Origin of the sequence: Kitasatospora sp. NPDC101183 (genome assembly GCF_044767945.1) — a bacterium.
Taxonomy (GTDB): domain Bacteria; phylum Actinomycetota; class Actinomycetes; order Streptomycetales; family Streptomycetaceae; genus Kitasatospora.
Window position 1 is genome coordinate 77,456 of the sequence record NZ_JBIWOW010000020.1, and the last position, 19,298, is coordinate 96,753.

22 protein-coding genes are annotated in these 19,298 nt (G+C 73.5%); 10 read left to right on the forward strand and 12 right to left on the reverse strand.

Features of this window, described 5'->3' with window-relative positions:
* The first annotated feature begins 18 nt into the window (after positions 1–18).
* Positions 19–618, forward strand: coding sequence for an HAD family hydrolase (locus tag ACIRRS_RS26790; protein WP_402975694.1), 600 nt, complete (start codon positions 19–21; stop codon positions 616–618).
* On the opposite strand, the gene ACIRRS_RS26795 is transcribed toward ACIRRS_RS26790, so the two are convergent.
* A complete protein-coding gene (locus ACIRRS_RS26795; RefSeq protein ID WP_402975696.1) occupies positions 586–1,884 on the reverse strand; it encodes a helix-turn-helix domain-containing protein in 1,299 nt (432 codons plus the stop codon). The genes ACIRRS_RS26790 and ACIRRS_RS26795 overlap by 33 nt on opposite strands.
* A 230-nt stretch (positions 1,885–2,114) precedes the next feature.
* On the opposite strand from ACIRRS_RS26795, the gene ACIRRS_RS26800 reads away from it, so the two are divergent.
* From ACIRRS_RS26800 to ACIRRS_RS26810, 3 genes are read left to right on the forward strand one after another with little or no spacing between them, the layout of a single operon-like run.
* Positions 2,115–2,540: an ATP-binding protein gene (locus ACIRRS_RS26800; RefSeq protein WP_402975698.1), complete on the forward strand. Its 426-nt coding sequence runs from the start codon at positions 2,115–2,117 to the stop codon at positions 2,538–2,540.
* A gap of 12 nt (positions 2,541–2,552) precedes the next feature.
* On the forward strand, positions 2,553–3,101 hold the full coding sequence (locus tag ACIRRS_RS26805; RefSeq protein WP_402975700.1) for a hypothetical protein: 549 nt from the start codon (positions 2,553–2,555) through the stop codon (positions 3,099–3,101).
* A complete protein-coding gene (locus ACIRRS_RS26810) occupies positions 3,071–3,274 on the forward strand; it encodes a hypothetical protein (protein WP_402975702.1) in 204 nt (67 codons plus the stop codon). Before ACIRRS_RS26805 ends, ACIRRS_RS26810 begins: the two co-directional genes overlap by 31 nt.
* Before the next feature lie 675 nt (positions 3,275–3,949).
* On the opposite strand, the gene ACIRRS_RS26815 is transcribed toward ACIRRS_RS26810, so the two are convergent.
* From ACIRRS_RS26815 to ACIRRS_RS26845, 7 genes are all read right to left on the reverse strand, one after another.
* Complete coding sequence (locus tag ACIRRS_RS26815) at positions 3,950–5,140, reverse strand: cytochrome P450 (RefSeq protein WP_402975704.1); 1,191 nt, start codon at positions 5,138–5,140, stop codon at positions 3,950–3,952.
* Positions 5,137–5,685, reverse strand: a complete 549-nt coding sequence (locus ACIRRS_RS26820) for a GTP-binding protein (RefSeq protein WP_402975797.1) — start codon at positions 5,683–5,685, stop codon at positions 5,137–5,139. The genes ACIRRS_RS26815 and ACIRRS_RS26820 overlap by 4 nt, the downstream gene beginning before the upstream one ends.
* A gap of 79 nt (positions 5,686–5,764) precedes the next feature.
* Positions 5,765–6,118: a DUF742 domain-containing protein gene (locus tag ACIRRS_RS26825; protein ID WP_402975706.1), complete on the reverse strand. Its 354-nt coding sequence runs from the start codon at positions 6,116–6,118 to the stop codon at positions 5,765–5,767.
* Positions 6,115–6,540: a roadblock/LC7 domain-containing protein gene (locus ACIRRS_RS26830; protein WP_402975708.1), complete on the reverse strand. Its 426-nt coding sequence runs from the start codon at positions 6,538–6,540 to the stop codon at positions 6,115–6,117. The genes ACIRRS_RS26825 and ACIRRS_RS26830 overlap by 4 nt, the downstream gene beginning before the upstream one ends.
* Positions 6,537–8,282 carry an ATP-binding protein gene (locus tag ACIRRS_RS26835; RefSeq protein WP_402975710.1) on the reverse strand — a complete coding sequence of 582 codons (1,746 nt, stop codon included), beginning with the start codon at positions 8,280–8,282 and terminating at the stop codon, positions 6,537–6,539. Before ACIRRS_RS26835 ends, ACIRRS_RS26830 begins: the two co-directional genes overlap by 4 nt.
* Before the next feature lie 48 nt (positions 8,283–8,330).
* A complete protein-coding gene (locus tag ACIRRS_RS26840; RefSeq protein WP_402975711.1) occupies positions 8,331–9,341 on the reverse strand; it encodes an MBL fold metallo-hydrolase in 1,011 nt (336 codons plus the stop codon).
* Between the two features lie 167 nt (positions 9,342–9,508).
* The gene (locus ACIRRS_RS26845; RefSeq protein ID WP_402975713.1) at positions 9,509–10,429 is read right to left on the reverse strand and encodes a GNAT family N-acetyltransferase; all 921 of its coding nucleotides are present in this window, start codon (positions 10,427–10,429) and stop codon (positions 9,509–9,511) included.
* Positions 10,430–10,688: 259 nt separating this feature from the next.
* Between ACIRRS_RS26845 and ACIRRS_RS26850 the strand changes: the two genes are divergently transcribed.
* The 4 genes from ACIRRS_RS26850 (at position 10,689) to ACIRRS_RS26865 (ending at position 14,629) form a co-directional block, all read left to right on the forward strand.
* On the forward strand, positions 10,689–11,981 hold the full coding sequence (locus ACIRRS_RS26850) for a DUF692 domain-containing protein (RefSeq protein WP_402975714.1): 1,293 nt from the start codon (positions 10,689–10,691) through the stop codon (positions 11,979–11,981).
* Between the two features lie 32 nt (positions 11,982–12,013).
* Positions 12,014–13,105, forward strand: a complete 1,092-nt coding sequence (locus ACIRRS_RS26855) for a TIGR04222 domain-containing membrane protein (RefSeq protein ID WP_402975716.1) — start codon at positions 12,014–12,016, stop codon at positions 13,103–13,105.
* 97 nt (positions 13,106–13,202) lie between these two features.
* Entirely contained in the window at positions 13,203–13,985 is a 783-nt protein-coding gene (locus ACIRRS_RS26860; RefSeq protein WP_402975718.1) for a TIGR04222 domain-containing membrane protein, read from the forward strand.
* Between the two features lie 80 nt (positions 13,986–14,065).
* Positions 14,066–14,629: a hypothetical protein gene (locus ACIRRS_RS26865; RefSeq protein ID WP_402975720.1), complete on the forward strand. Its 564-nt coding sequence runs from the start codon at positions 14,066–14,068 to the stop codon at positions 14,627–14,629.
* Between the two features lie 46 nt (positions 14,630–14,675).
* On the opposite strand, the gene hemQ is transcribed toward ACIRRS_RS26865, so the two are convergent.
* Entirely contained in the window at positions 14,676–15,401 is a 726-nt protein-coding gene (gene hemQ, locus ACIRRS_RS26870) for a hydrogen peroxide-dependent heme synthase (protein WP_402975722.1), read from the reverse strand.
* Entirely contained in the window at positions 15,398–16,828 is a 1,431-nt protein-coding gene (gene hemG, locus ACIRRS_RS26875; RefSeq protein WP_402975724.1) for a protoporphyrinogen oxidase, read from the reverse strand. Before hemG ends, hemQ begins: the two co-directional genes overlap by 4 nt.
* A 98-nt stretch (positions 16,829–16,926) precedes the next feature.
* On the opposite strand from hemG, the gene ACIRRS_RS26880 reads away from it, so the two are divergent.
* Entirely contained in the window at positions 16,927–17,280 is a 354-nt protein-coding gene (locus ACIRRS_RS26880) for a hypothetical protein (protein ID WP_402975726.1), read from the forward strand.
* Here ACIRRS_RS26880 and ACIRRS_RS26885 read toward each other — a convergent pair.
* Entirely contained in the window at positions 17,261–17,827 is a 567-nt protein-coding gene (locus tag ACIRRS_RS26885; protein ID WP_402975728.1) for a Uma2 family endonuclease, read from the reverse strand. The genes ACIRRS_RS26880 and ACIRRS_RS26885 overlap by 20 nt on opposite strands.
* Before the next feature lie 44 nt (positions 17,828–17,871).
* On the opposite strand from ACIRRS_RS26885, the gene ACIRRS_RS26890 reads away from it, so the two are divergent.
* Positions 17,872–18,324: a DUF523 domain-containing protein gene (locus ACIRRS_RS26890; protein ID WP_402975730.1), complete on the forward strand. Its 453-nt coding sequence runs from the start codon at positions 17,872–17,874 to the stop codon at positions 18,322–18,324.
* 4 nt (positions 18,325–18,328) lie between these two features.
* Here ACIRRS_RS26890 and ACIRRS_RS26895 read toward each other — a convergent pair whose 3' ends face one another.
* Complete coding sequence (locus tag ACIRRS_RS26895; RefSeq protein WP_402975732.1) at positions 18,329–19,228, reverse strand: hypothetical protein; 900 nt, start codon at positions 19,226–19,228, stop codon at positions 18,329–18,331.
* Positions 19,229–19,298: the final 70 nt, after the last annotated feature.

Genomic DNA, 19,298 nt, shown 5'->3' on the forward strand with positions numbered 1-19,298 from the left:
TCGGTTTCGTTTCGTGCAGTGGTCTTCGACTTCTTCGGCGTCCTGACGTCGAACATGGTCGAGGTCATCACCTGGTTCGAGGACCGGGAGCGGATCGCCCCCGGAACCTTCCTGCGCGCCTGGTCGGACCCGCGCGGGCAGGACCTCTTCCGACGCCTCGAACTCGGCCGGATCGGTCAGGAGAACTGGAACGCGGGGTTCGCCGCCCTGATGGGCGTGAAGCCGGACAACCTGATGGCCAGGTACCTCCACGACGCCTTCCCCGCGTACCCCGTCCTCCAGCTCGCCCGGCAGGCCCACGCGGCGGGGGTGCGGACGGCGGTGCTCTCCAACAGCCTCGGCCGGCACCCATACGACCCGTACGCGGGCTTCGACCTCCATGGCACCTTCGACGCGGTCGTGCTGTCGGAGGAGATCGGAGTACGCAAGCCCGAGCCCGAGGCCTTCCGGATCGTGCTGGAGCGGCTGGGTGTCAGCGCCGAGGAGTGCCTCTTCGTCGACGACAGCGAGGAGAACCTCGCCGCTGCCCGGAAGTTCGGCCTCACCCCGGTCCTGGGGCTCGACGAAGACGTCGTCGTCCGCCGCCTACGCGAACTCCTGCGCCTGCCCAGCCTCTAGGAAGTCTCGAACCCCCGCGTGACCGGCGTGCGGCGCCAGTTTCTTGCGAAGGCCCCGCAGTTGGGAAGCGGAGCGCGCGGAGTCGACCGATCCGAGGCAGGCTGCCGCGTGCCGCCCCTTGGCCACGGCGGCGTCCAGGTCGTGCAGCGCGAGGTGCGCTTCCGCAGCGCGGGCGAGGTAGATGGCGTGACTGCGGGGGTATTGCTCGTCACCCGGGTACGCCTGCATGCCTGCTTCGAACCGCCGCAGGGCCTCGGCAGGGTCTCCCAGCTCGAGAGCGGACGAGCCGGCGATCATCTCGATCTCTCCGTAGTCCACCCAGTAGAGGAATCCGGGGTCGTCCTCCCTCCGTCCCTTGTCCAACGCCGACCGTGCCAGGTGAAGTTGGTGCTTGGTCTCCTCCTTCGCCCCGTCCTTCGACCACGCCCGGGCGGCACGAGCGGCGAGCATCGCCTCCATCCGTGGGGTGCTCCGGCCACGCGTCTGGGCACGGGCCGTGTCCACGAACGACACCGCCCGGTTGGCCAGGCCCGGGGAGGAGTAGCACTGAATGGCGGCGAAGGACAGTGTGTAGGCGCCGGCGACCACATCGCCGCACGTCGCGGAGGCTCGCAGGGAGGCGTCGAAATAGGACTGAGCCAGGCCGACACGCCCCTGGTCGAAGGCCGCCCAGCCGACCTGGCGAGCGGCCTCGGTGGCGATCGCGTACAAGCGTGCCAGGAGATCGTCCTTGTAACGCCGGGACTTGATCGCCGCCACCACCAGGGCAAGGTCGCTGCGCGCAGCCGTGAAGACCTCGCCGCTGCCGAGTTCGTCGTCGACATGGCGCAGGAGATTGAGCCGACCCTCCAGACCCGCCAGTAGGGACGAGCTGTCGACCTCCACGGCCCGTGGCTCCTGGAGATTGCGCCCTATAGCCGCAGCCCAATTGCCTGTCGACGCTGACAGGGCAACGCCGGCAGCAAGGAATCCTCGGCGATCCACTCGTCTTCCCTCCATCAGGCTCGTGAGAACCGCCAGAGTCGCCCCGGCTTGGTTCCAAGAAACGTCCACGGGCGCGGCATCGGCAAGAGCAGCGGCGAAGGTCCCGTCCGCCTCGAGAACCCTGTCGTAGGCGACGGCCACCGACTCGGTCACCCGGCGGTTGCCGTTCTCCACATTGCGCAGGTACGCCACACCGAACCCGCAGGCTCGAGCGAACTCAGCCCAGCCCATGCCGGAAGCACGGCGGGCTTGCCTCATATCGTGGCGCAGCTGATCGGACATCAAGGCGCTCCTCGGGGATGGGATCGCTTCTGGATCGCACCACAGCATTGTCACCGCGACGCTGGCGGTGTGTGATCAATTCCATACAGACCGCAGCCACCGCCGGGGAGTCACTAGGAGCCGGAGCGTTGACCCCGGCGCACATCGGCCTGTTCGCGCCCGTCTGATTTCACGTCAGCGTGGGACCGGGGCGGCCCTGTTCCTTCCTTCCTGCCCCGAGGTACTTCGCCATGCTCGAAACCTGCTCCACGTCCCACCACCCCCGCTCGTTCACCGCGCGCCTCAAGTCCCGTACGGACTCGACGCCCATCGCGCGGCACCTCCTCCGGGCGTACCTGTCCTGCCTCTCTGAAGGCGATCGATACGGCGACGTGGCCGAGCTGCTCCTCAACGAGCTGTTCGCCAACGCCGTCCAGCACTCCGACGCCCCCGACGACCGCCACATCGAGGTTCGGTTCGACCTGGTGGGCGGCCTTCTCCGCATCGAGGTCCACGACGCGGGCACCGGCCGACCCACCCTCCGGCCGTCGAAGCCCGACGACGAGCGCGGACGCGGGATGTTCCTCATCAACGCGCTCTCCGAGCGCTGGGGTTGCTGCCCCCGAGCTGGTGGCATCGGCAAGTTCGTCTGGGCGCTCGTCGCCCCCATCAGCTGAGAGACGACGCTCATGCGACTCGCCCTCACCGCCAGGCACCTCCTCCACACCGGCGCCACCCCCGCCGAGGCGTACGCCAACCTCGCCCGCCGAACCCGCCAACCCCTCCGCTCTGCCCGCGCCGTCTGCGCGGCCCTCGCCATCCCGGCCACCGAGACCAACCACCGCCTCGACGACTGCTACCACGCCCTCCTCGCCAACCCCCGCCCCGGTTCCGAAGCCGACACCGGCGAACTCCTCGAAGCCCTCGGCGTCTTCGACGTCCCCACGCAGCTCGACGACCGCGAACTCGCGATCATCGACCTGCTCACCACCGCCATCACCACCCACGGCGGCATCCGCGCCGGCCACCAGCACGGCCTCACCCGCTGGTTCACCACCGGCAACCTCACCACCGCCTACCTCTCCCTCACCACCACCCACCCCAACTCCGGCGACCCCAACCGCTACTGGACCACCCTCGTCACCGCCGACGAACTCCTCCTCGCGCAGCCCTCCCCCGACCCCCGCCTCGCCTACGCCCTCACCCAATGCCGCCTCAACGCCACCCGAGCGGTGTAAATCCCACGCGGGCCATCGCCCACCTCGCCTCCCACGAAGCCTGGGTCGACCAGAGCGGCGCCCCCTTCCACGAAACCCTCCACCGGGCCACCGGGATCGTCACCGCCGTCATCGAATCCCAGATCTCGTTCACCACCACATGCCTCGACGGCATCCTGACCTGCCGCCCCTGATCCACCACACACTCGTCCCGCTACCCGCTGGAGCTCTGCACAGGAAGTCGGCCTGGCCGACTTCCTGTGCAGAGCTCCACTCCCGGCGGCCCCGGCCAACACTGTCCGGGGCCGCCGGTGCTGTGCGCTTTCGGCAAGGGTGGGCGGGTGGGGAACTCGGTACTTTTGTGGGCCCGGGTGGTTGCGCTCGGGCCCACAAGAGGCTTCCGCGGTTTTCGCGGAACCCAGTCGGTTCGTTCTTCGCTGCCCGCCGGAAGCTTCCGGCGGGCAGCGAAGAACTGCATCAACCCCAACTGCCCTCACCTCCCTTGTTCTGCGCAGGAAGTCGGCCCGGTCGACTTCCTGCGCGGACTCTGCTTCCGGCGAGGGCGGGCGAGTGGGGGACTTTGTCCTTTTGGGTGGCCCGGCCGATCCGGCCGGGCCACCCCACCCAATTCTCAGAGTTCATTTTTCCGCTGCCCGATTCCACTGAGTTTGCCGCTTGCGGGCGCTCTCCCGGGGGTGGGTGGGTGGCATAGATTTGGGTGCGGCCCGAGTGCGAGCACTCGGGCCGCCCCCAAAAGTTTTCACTCTTCCGCGAATCGAATATCCACAGCTTGGGGCGGGCCCGGTCGATCCGGCCGGGCCCGGCCCAAAGTCCCACAGTGGATTCTTACCTCGTTGAGCGCCCCCCGGTCAGGGGGTGACAGGGGCGAAGTGGGCCGGGAGGTGGACGAGGGCGCGGTGGAAGGGGCCGGGGCGCCAGAGGAGTTGGTCGGCCGGGGTGGCGAGGGTGAGGTCGCTGAGGCGGCTGGTGAGCTGCTCGATGGCGGTGATGGCGATCAGCAGGGCGGGGTCCCGTGCCGGGCAGGCGTGGGGCCCGGCGGCCCAGGCGAGGTGGGCGCTCTCGCCGCTGCGCAGTTCGGGCCCGTCCAGGGGCGGCGCCGCCTGGGAGTTGGCGGCGGCGTACGAGACGAGGATCAGCGTGCCCGCCTTGATCTCCCGCCCGTGGAACGTGAGGTCGTACCTCGGGTAGTGCGCCGAGAGGTTGGCCAACGGCGGTTCGTGCCACAGCACTTCGTCGATCGCCTGGTGCGCCGTCATCGCCCCGCCGAACAGCGAGCCCGCGTACCGCGCGTCGGTGAGCAGCCGCAGCAGGGCGTTGCCGATGAGGTTGGTGGTCGGCTCGTGCCCGGCGATCATGGTGAGGGTGATCTGCCGGATCACCTCCTGGTCGTCCAGCCCGGCGGGGTGGGTGACGAACCAGGTGGTGAGGTCGTGCCGGGGCTGTTCGCGGCGTTCGGCGACCATCTCGGTGACGACGGCGACGAGGTCCGCGTACGCGGCGGCGGCCCGCGCCCCGGACTCGATGAGGCCGGTGATGGCGCCGACGAGCCGCGCCTGATTCTCCTCGGGCACTCCGAACCAGGTGGTGAGCACGAAGGCGGGCAACTGCCGGGCGTACTCGGCGATGAGGTCGGCGTGGCCGGCGGACTCGAAGCGGCCGATCAGCTGGTGCGCGGCCTCGGCGACCTGCCGCTGGAGCCGGTGCGGCTCGAACAGCGCCAGCGCGTCGGTGATGACGGCGCGGTAGCGCGCGTGCGTCTCGCCGTCGCTGAACAGGGCGGTGGGCCGGTAGCCGAGCACCGGCAGCAGCGGGGAGTCCGGCGGGACGGTCTGCTGCCAGGCGCGGGAGTCCTTGGAGAAGGTGTCCGTGTCGCGCAGCAGGTCCAGCGCGGCCTGGTAGTCGGTGACGAGCAGCGCCTCGACGCCGGGGGCGACCTCCACCGGGGCGACCGCGCCGTGGCGGCGCAGCCGCTCGTAGACGGCCTGCGGGTCGGCGGCGAAGGCCGGACCGTGGATCGGGGTGGGGGCGGCCGGGGTCACGAGGTCTCCTGAGCGGCGGGCAGGGTGTCGAGGACGTGCTCGGCCAGCGAGATCAGCGCGTCGAGGCTGCTGTCGCGGTCGCGGGCGTCGCAGAGCAGCAGCGGGGTGGCCGGGTGGAGGTCGAGCCTGCCGCGCAGGACCTCGACCTGGTGGAGCGGGGACTCGGGGAAGCAGTTGACGGCGACGGCGTACGGCAGGCCCTGCTCCTCGATCATGTCCATGATCTCGAAGGAGTCGGCCAGCCGCCGGGTGTCGGCGAGCACCAGGGCGCCGACCGCGCCGCGCGCGATGTCCTGCCAGAGCGGGAAGAACCGCCGCTGGCCGGGGGTGCCGAACATGTAGAGCACGACGTTGCCGGGCAGGGTGAGCCGCCCGAAGTCGACGGCGACGGTGGTGGTGACCTTCTCGGGCACGCCCGCAAGGTCGTCCACCGGCCGCCCGGTCTCCGTCATCGCCTCCTCGGTGTGGAGGGTGGCGATCTCCGAGAGGGTGCGGATGAGCGTGGTCTTGCCGACCCCGAACGGGCCGGCGACCAGCAGTTTCATCAGGGTCTGGTCCCGGTCGGGCAGGTAGCCCACCCGGTTCGGCCGTCCCTCGGGCAAGCCGACGGGCGGGCCGTCCGGGTCACCGGAGAGCACGGAGTCCAACGAGGAGCCTCTCGACGACGGAGCGGTCGGTCTGCTGGGCGGGCGGGATCGGCGCGCGGGAGTGCAGGCAGCCCGCCTCGACCAGATCGGCCGCGAGGAAGATCGTGGCGCTGACCGGCAGGCTCAGGTGCGCCGCGGCCTCCACCACGGTCAGTGCGCCGGGGCGCAGCAGGTCCCAGAGCCGGAGGTGTTCGGGTTCCAGCCCGGTGGGCGGTTCGGTGCGGCCGGCGAAGAGCACGGTCAGCCGCTCGAAGCCCTCGGTGCCGGGGCGGGTACGACCTCCGGTCGCGAGGTAGGCGGGCACCATCCGCCTCCTGGGTACGGCGCTCATGACCGCGCGACGGCCGCGTTCCGCTGCCGCGTGGGGCTGGCGAGCGCGCGACCGAGGGCGGCCACCTGGATCTGCATCTGGTAGGCCACGTTGCCCAGTTGGGCCTCGGGGCCGGCGAAGACGGCGAGCGAGGTGTTCTCCCCCGCCGGCACGACGATCGCGTAGCCGAGGTCGGATTCGACGACGGTCTGGGCCAGCCCCGGCCGTTCGGAGTCGGTGAAGGCCGTGGTGAAGGCCCGGGCGGCGGCGTGCAGGGTCGCGGTCATGGCCGCGACGCGCTCGGCCGAGGCCCGTCCGAGGCCGTCCGAGGCGCCCTCGACCAGGCCGTCCCCGGTGGCGATGACGGCGTGGAGCACCCCCGGCAGTTCCAGCAGGGGGGTGAGGACCCAGGAGATCTCGTCGACGGGGGTCGGGCTGCTCACTGCTCGGCTCCTTCTAAGGTCTGGCCGGTGGTGGTGTCACCGGTGTCGCGGCCGGCGGTGGTGTCGCCGGTGCTGCTGGTGCTCGTGGTCTCGTCCTCGCGGGCCGCGTGCTCCGCGACGGCGGCCCGTCCGGCGCCGGTGCCCCGCTGGAGCGCCTGCCAGCTCTCGGCGGCGCGTTCGGCGGTTCGGGCGGGCGCGGCGGGCGCGGCAGCGGAGGAATCCTCCGAAGCCGGTACGCCCGGGCCGGCCCCGTTCTCCCCCGCCGCCAGCGGCCGTCGCCGCCGCCGGCTGGGCAGCCCGCTGCCGTCGTCGTCCGACACCGCCGGCACGACCCGCATGGGCGGCCCGGGCTGGTGGTGGGCGTCGTCGAGCTCGGGCTGCTCCCGCTCGCCGGCGTCGCGCATCGGGGGGACGCCGACGACGGTGGGCGCGGGCGCCGGCCCGGTGCCGGCGCGCAGCGGCAGCGGGGTGAGGACGGAGAGCTGCTGCTCCTCGTCCACGACGGTGACCAGCGCGGCCGGGATGCGCAGGATGGTCCGCATGCCGCCGTACGGCGAGGGCTCGACGTGACAGGAGAACCCGTACTGGCGGGCGAGCTTGCCGATGACGGCGAAGCCGGTCTTGGGCGGGCTGCCGAGTTCGGTGAGCAGGACGTCGGACGGGCCGGCCAGCAGGCGCCGGGCGCGGCGCAGCTGGTCCTCCTCCATGCCGATGCCGCTGTCGTCGATGATCACCAGCGCGCCGCGCCCGCCCTGCTGGACGGTGACGGGGACGTCCGTCTCGGGGTGGGAGTAGGCGGTGGCGTTGGCGAGGAGTTCGGCGAGGGTGACGGCGATCGGCTCGGCGGCGCGGGCGACGACGGCCAGGCGCTGCTCGCGCAGGTGGTTGGCGACCTTGATCCGGGCGTAGCCGGGCACCCGGGAGAGCGCGCCGACGACGACCTCGGCGAGCGGGGAGTCGGTGCGGGCCAGGCCGGGCCAGGCCTCGCAGAGCACGGCGACGGTCTGGATGCGGCGCAGCGCGACCTCGTTGCGGAAGTCGAGCTCCAGCAGCCGGGGGTCGTCGTTCTCGTGCTGGAGCTGCTGGACGAGGTTCTGGATCTGGTAGAGCAGCGTCTGGATGCGGGAGGTGGCGCCGCGCATGGTGGCGCGGGCGGCGGCGTCGACGCGCTCGCGCTCGTCGGCGAGGGCGGCGTGGGCGGCGTCCAGGACGGACTGCAGGGCGCGGACGGCCTCCGGCCCGACGGCGGCGGCGTCCAGCGGGCCGACGAGCGGGGCGCTGGCGTGGCTGAGCCGGACGGCGGTGGCGGCGACGCGCTGCTGGGCGAGGTGGCCGATCTCGGTGAGCAGGGCGGCGAGGCGCGCCTCGGTGGCGGCCAGCCGCTCCCCGGCCTCGGCGAGGTCCTGTTCGGCCCGGTCGGCGCGGGCGGTCTCGGCGTCGGCGTGCCGCTCGGCCTCCCGGGTCTCGCCCTGGGCGGCGTGCAGCTGCCGCTCCACGACCCGGTGGGCCTCTTCGGCGTGGCGGGTCCGCTCGGTGGAGCGCCGGGCGTCCTCCTGGGCCTCGCGCAGCTGCTGTTCGGCCCGGACGAGCCGGCCCTCGGCGGCGCGGGTGCGCTCCTCGGCGTGGCCGCGGGCGGTGTCGGCGGCCTTGGCGCGGGCGGTGGCCCGGGCCCGGCCCCGGGCGAGGAGGGCGGCGGACACGGCGGCGACCAGCGCCAGGGCGATCAGCGCGATCAGCGTCATCGGGTTCCTTGTAGGGGTGCTCGCTCGGGGCCGGGTGGTGGGGTGGGGTCAGGCGCCGGTGCGCGGGCGCGGGATGCGGCCGCCGGAGTCCTGGGCGAGTTCGCGCGCGACGACGGCGACCTCGGTCAGCGCGTCCAGGATGGCGGGCGTCGCGGAGCCGTCGAGGTGCCGGTACTCGGCGGCGACGGTGAGCACCAGCCGCTCGGGCAGGCCGAGTTCGGGGTGGCGCTGCTCGGCGATGACCCGCCGGGCGGCGTCCAGCGCGGGTATCCCGGCGGCGTGCAGGGCGTGGGCGCGCTCGCGGACGTACGCGAGGTAGGCGATGTGCCCGTGGACGCCGTCGCGGTCGAGGACGGGGCCGTGGCCGGGGACGAAGATCTCGGCGCCGGTGGCGAGGGCCTGTTCGCAGGCGCCGATGATGTTCTCCAGGGGGCCGGCCCAGTGCGAGGGGTGGTCGCCGGGCTGCTCGGGGCTGGAGGAGAAGATCACGTCGCCGGTGAACACGGCGCGCTGGTGCGGGAGGTGGACCATGAGGTCGCCGCCGGTGTGGGCGGCGGGCAGGCTGAAGATCTGCACCGGGTACGGGCCGACGGTCAGCTCCAGCTCGCCGGTGAAGACGGTGTCGGGGCGCACCGGCTCGGTGGCGGACCAGTCGAAGCGGCCGAAGTGCTCGCGCAGGTAGCCGCCGAGCGGGGAGTCCGGGTCGCTGTTGGCGAGCAGCGCCTGCGTCTGCTGCGGGGTGGGCTCCCAGTGGATGTGCTCCAGGGCCTCGCGGGTGGCGATGACCTCGGCGTCGGGGAGCACCCCGGCGCCCCAGAGGTGGTCGCCGTTGGCGTGGGTGACGACCACGCGGTCGATCTCCACCCCGGCGGGCAGCAGCCGTCGGCTCGCGGCGAGGAACTCCTCGGCCAGCGAGGCGTCGTACGGGGAGTCGATCCAGAGCGCGGTCGTCCCGGAGGCCAGCAGGCCGCAGTTGGCCAGGCCCCAGCCCCGCTTCGGGGGGAGCCATACGTACAGGTCCTCGGCGATCGCGCTGACGTTCGCGCGGTTGATCGTCATGTGCGCGATTATGCCCATGTTGTGTCAAGGGTGGGGCAAAACCTGTACGACGGCTAGGAGTTCGTGCCCCAGACTCTCCCGAAGCGTCCCGATTCGCACCCTGTGGTCGAGACCAATCGTCTCAGGGTTCGGGACGTTCGGTGGACACCGGAACGAAAACATCCCACTCACCCCAAGGTCTTGATGCCCTTGCGCTCCCCCGCGCAGCGCTCGTACCCCAGCCAGCGGTTGATCGCCAGCATGGGCGCGTTCGTCAGGTCGTTGGAGGTGTACGCGTGCCGGTGGCCCGCCGCCGCGGCCAGGCGCAGCGACTCCCGCTTGGCGAGCTTGCTCAGGCCGCGCCCCCGGAACTCCCGGCGGCAGGCGGTGAAGGCCGACCAGTAGCCGCCCTCCCCGTCCGTCTGCGCCAGGGACATCGCGGCCGGCTCGCCGTCGACCACGGCGACGACGGTCAGGGGCCGGTCGAGGTCGGGCCGCGACCAGTCCCCGTCGAGCCACTCCTCGTAGTCCAGGGCGTCCGAGGTCACCTCGCCCGGCTCGTCCAGGACGGCGTCCGCCTCGATCACGAACAGCGGGTACGGGTCCTCGGTCCAGTCGGTGGCCGGGCGCAGCTCCACCCCGGCCGGGGTCTCGGGCGCGGGCGGCAGCGGCAGCGCCAGGTCCCGCCCGGCGAACTGGGCGGAGCTGCCGAGCCGGAAGCCCCGGGCGGCGGCGAAGGCCAGCGAGGCGGGCTCCTCGTCCACCCAGCCGTGCAGCTCGGTCACCCCGTGCGCGGCGAGGTGGCGTTCGGCCTCGGCGAGCAGGGCGGTGAAGACGCCGCGCCGCCGGAAGGCGGGCAGCACGCTGCCGTTGCCGGTGCCGAGGCCCGTCCGGGTCGTGCCGGTCGTCACGGCGCAGCGCAGCGAGCCGACCACCCGGCCGTCCAGCTCGGCGACGAGGGTGCGCGCGTGGGCGCCGGGCTGTTCCAGGGCGGTGCGCCAGACCAGCGTCTCGGCGGTGGTCACCAGGTGCTCGCGGCCGGCCCGGTGGGCGGCGAGGGCGGCCCCGGCGTCCTCGGGGCGGAAGTCACGGATCGTCAGAGAAGTCATGGGTTCGCACGCTACCGGCCGCCTGCCGCCAAGCGCCTCCGGTTTTCTTTCCCCCGACCCCTCCCACCTGCTACGTTGCCGACAGCCCGGTTCCGGAAGCCGGGCGGCAAGCTCAAATAATGCTCTGAGAAGACCGGGCGGGGCTTGGCAGCCGCCGTGCCCGGGGACATCCTCTCCAACACGGCCGCGCGGCCCTGGCGACGACGCCACGCACCCGCTGGCGGCCCTCCCGTCCAGCCCTCCGAAGGGGGCGAAACCGATGACCTCCCCTGCCCTGGAACGACCGCTCACCGACACCCCGGCCCGACTGGGCGTCGGCCTCGGCTGGCGCAGCGAGATCGACACCGTGGTGGAGCGCCAGCCCGGCCTGGACTGGGTCGAGGTGGTGGCCGAGAACCTCTGCGCCGACCACCTGCCCGAGTCCCTGACGGTGCTGCGCGCCCGCGGGGTCACCGTCGTCCCGCACGGCGTCGGCCTCGGCCTCGGCGGCGCCGAACGGCCCGACGCCGGGCGGCTGGCGAAGCTGGGCGAGCTGGCGCTCGCGCTCGGCTCCCCGCTGGTCAGCGAGCACCTGGCCTTCGTCCGCGCCGGCGGCCTGGAGGCCGGCCACCTGCTGCCCGTCCCGCGCACCCGGGCCTCGCTGCGGGTGATCGCGGAGAACGTCCGCATCGCCCAGGAGCAGCTGCCCGTCCCGCTCGCCCTGGAGAACATCGCCGCCCAACTCGCCTGGCCCGACGACGAGTTCACCGAGGGCGAGTTCCTCTCGGAGCTGGTGGAGCGCACCGGCGTCCGGCTGCTGATCGACGTCGCCAACCTGCACACCAACCGGGTCAACCTCGGCCTCGACCCGGCCGCCGAGCTCGACAGGCTGCCGCTGGAGGCCCTCGCCTACGTCCACGTCGCCGGCGGCGTCCTCGTCGACGGCGTCTGGCACGACACCCACGCCCACCCCGTCACCGAACCGGTGCTGGAGGTGCTGGCCGAACTGTGCTCCCGCGTCGAACCGCCCGGCGTCCTGCTGGAGCGGGACGCCGCCTTCCCGCCGCCCAGCGAGCTGGCCGGCGAACTGGACGCCGTCCGCGGGGTGCTGGAGGGGAGCACCCCGCGGGCGGCCGTCCGCTCCACGCCGACGGCCGCGAGGGGCTGCGAGCCCGCCACCGAGGCCGACCGTACGGACCTGGCCCGGCGCCAGCACGCGCTGCTGGCCGCCCTGTTGGCCGCCGGGCCCGCCCCGGACGGCTTCGATCCGGCCCAGGTCCGCGCCCAGTCCACCGGCCTGGCCGCCAAGCGGCGCGACACCGCCGCCAAGGTCGCCCCCGAGCTGCCCCGGCTGCTCGGGAGCGCGTACGGCCCGCTGTTCCTCGACTACGCCCGCACCCACCCGCAGACCGGCGGCTACCGCGCCGACGCCCGGGCCTTCGCCGAGTGGGCGCTCACCTCCGGCGGCCCGTCCGCCGCCGACCACCGCCGGGCCCTGGAGCAGTGGCTCCACCCGGCCCCCGAGCGGCCGCCCGGCCCGCTCGCCCGCCTGCGCCGCGCCCTGCGCGGCTAGCACCACGCACCAGCTTCGGGGGGAACCAGCCCATGTGGCACGACACCTACTACCTGATCCCGGCCGCCATGCTGCTCGCCGCCGGCGTCCACGTCCTCCTCGCCCGCCGCCGGGCCCTGCGGGTCGACAACCCGCTCGGCCTGCCCGGGCGCGGCCTGCCGCTGCTCAGCGCCGCCTTCCTGGCCGGCGGCCCCGGCCGGGTCTTCGACACCGTGCTCGTCCGGATGCACCAGGCCGAGCGCCTCGTCGTCAGCCGCGACGGCACCGTCACCCTCACCCGCGACCGCCCGTACGACGCCGTCGAGCAGGCCCTCATGGACGCGGCCGGGCCGAGCCGCAGCCGCTCCCTCGCCGGGCTGCGCGCCGACGTGATGCGCTCCGCCGCCGTCCAGGCGCTCGGCGACGAGCTCGCCGCCCGCGGCCTGATGCGCCGCCCCGACCTGATCGCCGCCCTGGGCCGGGCGCGCCGGTGGCTCTGGGCCGCGATGGCGGCCGTCGTCGCCTGCGCCGTCCTCTCCTTCCTCGTCGACGACCACCGGCCCGGCTACGACCGCCCCGGCATCGAGACCCCGGCCGTGCTGCTGTTCGTCGGCCTCGGCTTCCTGCTCACCAGCCGGACCGACCGGGCCCGCATCACCCCTGCCGGGCGCCGCCAGATCGCGCTGATGGACCCGGGCCGCGCCTGGACCCCGAGCCAGGGCCTCTACCCGGCGGCCGCCGGCGGCGCGCTGCTCGGCGCGATCGCCCTCGGCGGGATCGTCGCGGCCGGGACCGAGCTGGGTGACGAGGGGCTGCAGCAGTCGATGCTCGACGCGGCGGCGCAGCAGCAGGCCGCGGCGAAGGCGGCCGGGTTCTCCTCCTCGAACTCGGCGAACTCGGCGAACTCCGGGAACTCCGGCTCCTCGTGCAGCTCCAGCAGCGGCTGCAACGCCTCCAGCACCTGGTGCGGCGGCTCCTCCGACGGCGGCTCCTCCTCGTCCAGCTGCGGCTCCTCGTCCTCCAGCTGCGGTTCCTCCTCGTCCAGCTGCGGGTCCTCGTCCTCCAGCTGCGGCTCCTCCTCGTCCAGCTGCGGGTCGTCCTCGTCGAGCTGCGGCTCCAGCTGCGGCGGCGGCTGTGGCTCCTGACGGCGGCACGACAAACAGCACCGCCGACGGTCACAGTTCGGTATCGCGGCCCGGGAAGCCGTTCCCCGGGCCGTCCGCCCGGGCATAGAACAAGGCCATGTGGTTGCTGTTCCTGATCCCGGCCTGTGTCGCGGCGGTGCTCTCCTGCCTGAGGCTGGTGCGGATGACCGCCACCGCCGACGCCCTCGCCGACCAGGACGCGCTGCGCCCACCCGAAGCCGTCGGGATCGGGCTGTACGAGACCGCGTACCTGGCCGGCGGCCCCGACCGGGTCGTCGAACTCGCCCTCGTCCTGATGGCCGGGCGCGGCCGGCTGCACCTGGCGCACACCGGCTGGACGACCGTCGTCGACCCCAGGGGCCGCAGCCGCCTGGAGCGCGCCGTCGTCGCCGCCGTCGGCCCCGAGGGCCAGTGCCGTACGGACGAGCTGCGCCGCGCGATGGGCGAGCACCCCACCGTGCGGGAGATCGGCGCCCGGCTGTCGCTGGCGGGCCTGGCCACGCCGGCGCTCGTCCAGCGCAACACCGTCGTGGTCGTCCGCCAGGTGCGGCACGCGCTGCTGCTGACGCTGCTGCTGCTGGCCGCCGCCATGGCGCTGTGCGGCTTCACCGGCGGCGAGCTGATCGCCCCGCTCGCCTGGTTCTCGCTGCCGCTGATCCTCACCTCCGGCACCCTGCTGATGGCCCGGGTCGACGTGTACCCGTACACCCGCTGGGCCTCCCCCGTCGGCCAGGAGGTGCTGCGCGAGCTGCGCCCGGCCCGCCAGCACGGCCTCACCGACGACGAGGAGCGCGACCTGCTCACCGCCGTCGCCATGAACGGCCCCGCCGTCCTGCCCGACGCCCGACTGCGCGCCGCCCTGCGGCCGCACCGCCTGTAGTCCGCCTGTAGTCCGCCGCCCGCGAAGCCGGCTGCGAAACCGGCTGCGAAAAGGCCCCTGAACAGGGCAGACTCCCCCGCATGGACGACAAGCACCGCGCCGCACTGGACCGCGCCCTGACCGAGGGCCGACTCGTACGGCTGCACCGCGCCATCCCCCGGGCGGACCGGCTGGACGGCTTCGTCCTCGGCAGCGGCCCGGTCTGGACGCTGCTCGCCGCCTGCACCGACCACCGCCTCGACGGCTGGACGGCCGTACGCACCGCCGACCTGCGCAAGGTCCGCGACCAGGGCGGCCCCGAGACCCTGACCGTCCGCCATCTGCGCCGCCGGGGCCTGTGGCCCGTCCGCCCGCCCGGCGCCGACCTGCCGCTGGACGACGTGCCCGCGCTGCTCGACGCCGCCGGCGCCGAGTACGGCCTGCTCGCCGTGCACGCCGAGCGGCAGGCCCCGGACGCCTTCCGCCTCGGCGCCGTCGCCGCGCTGCGCCCCGCCTCGCTGCGGCTGCACGAGGTCGACCCGGAGGCCTGCTGGCACCGGGCGCCGACCAAGATCCGCTACGAGGACGTCACCCGGGTCGACCTCGGCAGCCACTACGCCCGCGTGCTGCGCGAGTTCGCCGGCCCGCTCCCCCGACACGCCTGAGGCCGGCCCCCCTTGAACGGGGGCCGGCCTCAGGCGTGTCGACGGCTCAGACGAGACCGTTCAGCAGCTCGCTCACCGGGCGGCGCCGACCGGTGAAGAACGGCACCTCCTCGCGCACGTGCAGCCGCGCCCGGGACGGACGCAGGTCGCGCATCAGGTCGACGATCCGGTGCAGCTCGTCCGCCTCGAAGGCGAGCAGCCACTCGTAGTCGCCCAGCGCGAACGAGGCCACCGTGTTGGCCCGCACGTCCGGGTAGCCACGCGCCATCTGGCCGTGCTCGGCGAGCATCGCGCGCCGCTCGGCGTCCGGCAGCAGGTACCACTCGTAGGAGCGGACGAACGGGTACACGCAGACGTAGTCGCGCGGGCGCTCGTCGGCGAGGAACGCCGGGATGTGCGACTTGTTGAACTCGGCCGGGCGGTGCAGCGCCATGTTCGACCAGACCGGCTCCAGCACGCGGCCCAGGCCCGTACGGCGGAAGCGGTTGTACGCGTCCTGGAGGTCGTCCGAGTCCTCCGCGTGCCACCAGACCAGGATGTCGGCGTCCGCGCGCAGGCCCGACACGTCGTACGTGCCGCGCACCGTCACGTCCTTGGCCGCGAGCTGCGCGAACAGCTCGTCCACCTCGGCGGCCAGGGCGCTGCGGTCCTCGGGCAGCGCGCCCTTGAGCTTGAACACCGACCACATCGTGTAGCGGATGACCTGGTTCAGGTCGCGCGCCTTCTTCTTTTCCGGCTGCTGCTCCGGCTGCCGCTCAACGCTCTCAGTCATGCGCCCATTGTCCTCTCCGTGGAACCGTCCCCCGCCTCCGGGGTCAACAGCTGGCCGACGGCCTCCGCGGCTGCGGCGGCCGAAGCGATGCACGCCGGGATGCCCACCCCGTCGTACGCGGCGCCGCACAGCGCCAGGGCCCCCACCCGGCCCGCCGCCGCCCGGACGCGGGCCACCTTCTCCAGGTGGCCGACCGGGTACTGCGGCAGCCCGGCGGCGAAACGCGAGACGAAGGTGTCGTACGGCCGGGCGGTCAGGCCGATCGCCTCCTCCAGGTCCGCCAGCGAGCGGGCGACCAGCTCCTCGTCCGGCAGTTGCAGCGCCTCCTCCTCGCGGTGGCGGCCCAGCGAGGTGCGCAGCAGGAACGCGTCCGGGGCCGAACGCTCCAGCCAGCCCCACTTGTTGGAGGAGAACGTCGACGCCTTGATCCGGCGCCCGTCCACCGGCGGCACCAGAAAGCCGCTGCCACCGGGGACTTCGGTCAGATCCGAGCGGCGGAAGGCCAGGGTGACCAGCGCCATGCCCGCGTACTCGACGGTGTCCAGCTCGGCGGCCGCACCCGGGGCGTCGGCGCGCAGCAGCGCGGCGGCGGCCGGCGCGGGGACGGCCAGCACCACGGCGTCCGCGTGCAGCACCTCGCCGTCCAGCACGACGCGCCAGCCTTCGGGGGTGCGGCGCAGCTCCCGCACCGGGGTGTCGGTGCGGATCTCCACGCCCGCCTTCGTACAGGCCGCGGCGACGGCCTCCGGCAGGGTGCCCAGGCCCCCCCGCAGGCCCGCGAACACGGGGGTGCCGACGGTCTGCGGCCGGGAGGCCAGCGCGTGCACCCCCTCGACCAGGGAACCCCCGCCGCGCGCGATCGGCAGCAGCTGCGGGACGGCGGCGCGCAGCGAGATCTCCTCGGCGCGACCGGCGTACACCCCGCCGAGCAGCGGCTCCACCAGCCGGTCCACCACCTCCCGGCCCAGCCGCTCGGCCACGTACCGGCCGATCGCCACGTCCTCGCCGACCTCGGCGGGCCGCTCGTGCCGGGCCCGCTCCAGACCGGCCTCGGTCAGCACCCCGGAGGCGGCCAGCGCCTCCAGATCACCGGGGACGCCCATCACCTGCCCGCCCGGCAGCGGCCGCAGCGCGCCCCTGGTCCAGATCGCGGCCTTCGCTGTGCTCGGCGGCTCCAGCTCCTCCCCCAGCCCGACGGCCCGCGCCAGCTCCACGGCCTCCGGCCGCCGCGCCAGCACCGACTCGGCCCCGAGGTCCACCCGGACCCCGCCGACCTCCCCGCCCCACACCTTCCCCCCGACCCGCGCAGCCCCCTCCACCACCGTCACCCGAGCCCGCGAAGGCCCCCCGGCCCCACCGCTCAAAAACGCGGCCGCAGCCAACCCCGCGATCCCACCACCGACGACGACGACCCGTGCTTGCGACATGCTCCGCAGTCTCCCAGGTCTTTACACGAACCCCTCAATCCCCTGCACGCCCCGTAAACCGGATGCCCCCACCACCCCGCCCCGGTACCGTCCGCGCCATGACGTTCATACGGGGCGAGGCTGTCCGATGGGTCGGCGACGACCCGCAGCCAGGGCTCGTCGAGGTCCGTTTCACCGACGCCGACGGTATCCGCCGACCGATCGTCGCCAAGACCCCGAACTTCGACACGGACGAGGCCCTCGGGCCGGGTACCTGGATCGGTTCGGACTCGCCCTTCCCCTTCCCTGCCCTCTTCGACTGCATCGCCCTCACCACGGACGGCACCGGCGACGACGAGATCGTCACGGTGTCCCTCGACTTCCCGTACTACACCGAAGGCGCCTGCGACCCGACCGAGTTCCGGGTCTGGCGCAACCAGCTCGGTGAGGACCTCAATCCACCAGCATGGTGAGATCGATCGCGATCGGGAACGGCACCCGGCGTTCCAGCACACCCCGGAAGATCCCCGCGGGCACGTACGCGGCACCCGGCCCCAACTCGTACACGTGCACCACCGGCTGCCGACCCTCGTTCTCGACCACCCAGTAGTGCGGGATGCCCGCCTCCGCGTACTTTCGGAGCTTGACCCCGTGGTCGCGGTGCGCGGTCTCGGGCAGGACGACCTCGACGACCAACGGCACCTCCTCCGGGGCGAACCAGGTGCGATCGCCGTCGTAGGCAGCGCGGGTGACCAGCGTGTCCGCCTCGACCCGGTTGCGTCGGTCGAGGGTGATCGTCATGCCCGAGACCGCCGAGAGCCCGTCCGGCACGCGTTCGTCCAGCGCACAGGTCAGCCGCGAGCCGACGCGGCTGTGCCAGGAGGTCTGCGGCCAGCCTCGGAAGACCAGCACGCCGTCGATCAGTTCGGTGTGCTTGGGCGCTTCGGGCAGGTGGTCGAGGTCCTCGGCGAACCAGCCCTCGTCCCGTGGCGGATACATCCACTCCGGCAGTTCGTCCACGGGGCCAACGTAATGCCGCCGGCCTACTCCGTACGCTGGATTCCATGGAACCCATCCTCGTGAGCGCCTGCATGGCCGGAGTCCCCTGCCGCTACGACGGGCGGGCGAAGACCGATCCCGCCGCCGTACGTCTGGTGGCGGAGGGGCGGGGCGTCGTGGTCTGCCCCGAGGGGGCGGGTGGGATGCCGACGCCCCGGCCCGCTGCGGAGATCGTGGGCGGGGACGGGGCCGATGTGCTGGACGGGCGGGCGCGGGTGGTGGACGCGACCGGGGCGGACTGCACCGAGGAGTTCGTGGCCGGGGCGCGGGCCGCGCTCGCGGCGGCCGAGCAGTCGGGTGCACGGCGGGCGGTGCTGATGGCACGCAGCCCGTCCTGCGGGTGCGGCCAGGTGTACGACGGGACGTTCGGCGGCGCGCTGCGCCCCGGGGACGGCGTGACGGCCGCGCTCCTGCGCCGGGCCGGGATCGAGGTCGTCCGCTCCCCCGAGGAGCTGTAGCTGGTCAGACGGCGTCGGCGTACCAGATCCGGCTCGGCGGACTCCATTCCTCGGCGTCCGAGCTGAACCGCTTCGGCGTCCCCGGCCGCAGCGCGGGCCTCAGCAGCCGCCACGTCCGCTCGATCTCCGGCCCGGCGAAGTCCTCGAACCCGGGCGTCACCTGGAGCAGCACCGCGCCCTGCGGCAGTTCCTCCACCCGGTGGAAGCCCGCGTCGGCGATCGCCCCGGCGCCGCCGAGCGCCTGGACGATCTCCCTCGGGACGACCATCAGCCACTCGTACCCGCGCAGCAGCCTCCGCGACTCCGGCAGCGTCATCGAGGGCAGCGGCGGCCCGACCCGCTCCTCGTGCTCGGTGCGCCCGATCGACAGCGCGTAGCCGATCTGCGCGTACGACGGGTCGACCTCGCGCGCGAAGTCCCCCAACAGGCCCGCCCAGACGGCCTGTTGGGACGACCCGAAGCGGCCATCCGGCGCCTCGACCGAGAGCCTGATCCAGTCCGTGCTGCTGTCGTCCCGGGCGACGCCGATCCGCAGCCACTGCTCGCCCGGCATGCCCTCCTCGTCCAACCGGTAGATCGCCAGCTCCGCCAACTGGACGTCCCCGGCGAGCCACTGACGCAGCAGCGGGAGGTTCTTCCGCGTCAGGACCCTGCTGCGCCCGGTGATCCGCCCGGTCGCCCGGTTGACGGTGGACGTGCTCAGGAACCCCCACAGGGCCCCGCCCGGGCCGCAGGGTATGGATCTCCTCAGCGAGTCCTCGGGCAGCCCGGTGCTGTCCAGGAGTTCTTGGAAGGCGGCACCCTCCAGCCGCTCCGCGCCCTCGGTGAACCACCGCCACGCGAGATCGGCCAGCCACTCGACGCCGCGGTACTCGGTGTCGATCTCGCACCGCACGCTGTGCACGCGCACCTCCTTCGTTCGTCCCCAACCGGCCCCTGATGGGTATCACGCCCCACTGACAACGACGGTGTCC

Coding starts and splice junctions, on each gene's coding strand:
- ACIRRS_RS26795 (WP_402975696.1), bottom strand. CDS start 1,884: ATGTCCGATCAGCTGCGCCACGATATGAGGCAAGCCCGCCGTGCTTCC.
- ACIRRS_RS26800 (WP_402975698.1), top strand. CDS start 2,115: ATGCTCGAAACCTGCTCCACGTCCCACCACCCCCGCTCGTTCACCGCG.
- ACIRRS_RS26805 (WP_402975700.1), top strand. CDS start 2,553: ATGCGACTCGCCCTCACCGCCAGGCACCTCCTCCACACCGGCGCCACC.
- ACIRRS_RS26810 (WP_402975702.1), top strand. CDS start 3,071: ATGCCGCCTCAACGCCACCCGAGCGGTGTAAATCCCACGCGGGCCATC.
- ACIRRS_RS26820 (WP_402975797.1), bottom strand. CDS start 5,685: ATGAAACTGCTGGTCGCCGGCCCGTTCGGGGTCGGCAAGACCACGCTC.
- ACIRRS_RS26825 (WP_402975706.1), bottom strand. CDS start 6,118: ATGAGCGCCGTACCCAGGAGGCGGATGGTGCCCGCCTACCTCGCGACC.
- ACIRRS_RS26835 (WP_402975710.1), bottom strand. CDS start 8,282: ATGACGCTGATCGCGCTGATCGCCCTGGCGCTGGTCGCCGCCGTGTCC.
- ACIRRS_RS26840 (WP_402975711.1), bottom strand. CDS start 9,341: ATGACGATCAACCGCGCGAACGTCAGCGCGATCGCCGAGGACCTGTAC.
- ACIRRS_RS26845 (WP_402975713.1), bottom strand. CDS start 10,429: ATGACTTCTCTGACGATCCGTGACTTCCGCCCCGAGGACGCCGGGGCC.
- ACIRRS_RS26850 (WP_402975714.1), top strand. CDS start 10,689: ATGACCTCCCCTGCCCTGGAACGACCGCTCACCGACACCCCGGCCCGA.
- ACIRRS_RS26855 (WP_402975716.1), top strand. CDS start 12,014: ATGTGGCACGACACCTACTACCTGATCCCGGCCGCCATGCTGCTCGCC.
- ACIRRS_RS26860 (WP_402975718.1), top strand. CDS start 13,203: ATGTGGTTGCTGTTCCTGATCCCGGCCTGTGTCGCGGCGGTGCTCTCC.
- ACIRRS_RS26865 (WP_402975720.1), top strand. CDS start 14,066: ATGGACGACAAGCACCGCGCCGCACTGGACCGCGCCCTGACCGAGGGC.
- hemQ (WP_402975722.1), bottom strand. CDS start 15,401: ATGACTGAGAGCGTTGAGCGGCAGCCGGAGCAGCAGCCGGAAAAGAAG.
- hemG (WP_402975724.1), bottom strand. CDS start 16,828: ATGTCGCAAGCACGGGTCGTCGTCGTCGGTGGTGGGATCGCGGGGTTG.
- ACIRRS_RS26880 (WP_402975726.1), top strand. CDS start 16,927: ATGACGTTCATACGGGGCGAGGCTGTCCGATGGGTCGGCGACGACCCG.
- ACIRRS_RS26890 (WP_402975730.1), top strand. CDS start 17,872: ATGGAACCCATCCTCGTGAGCGCCTGCATGGCCGGAGTCCCCTGCCGC.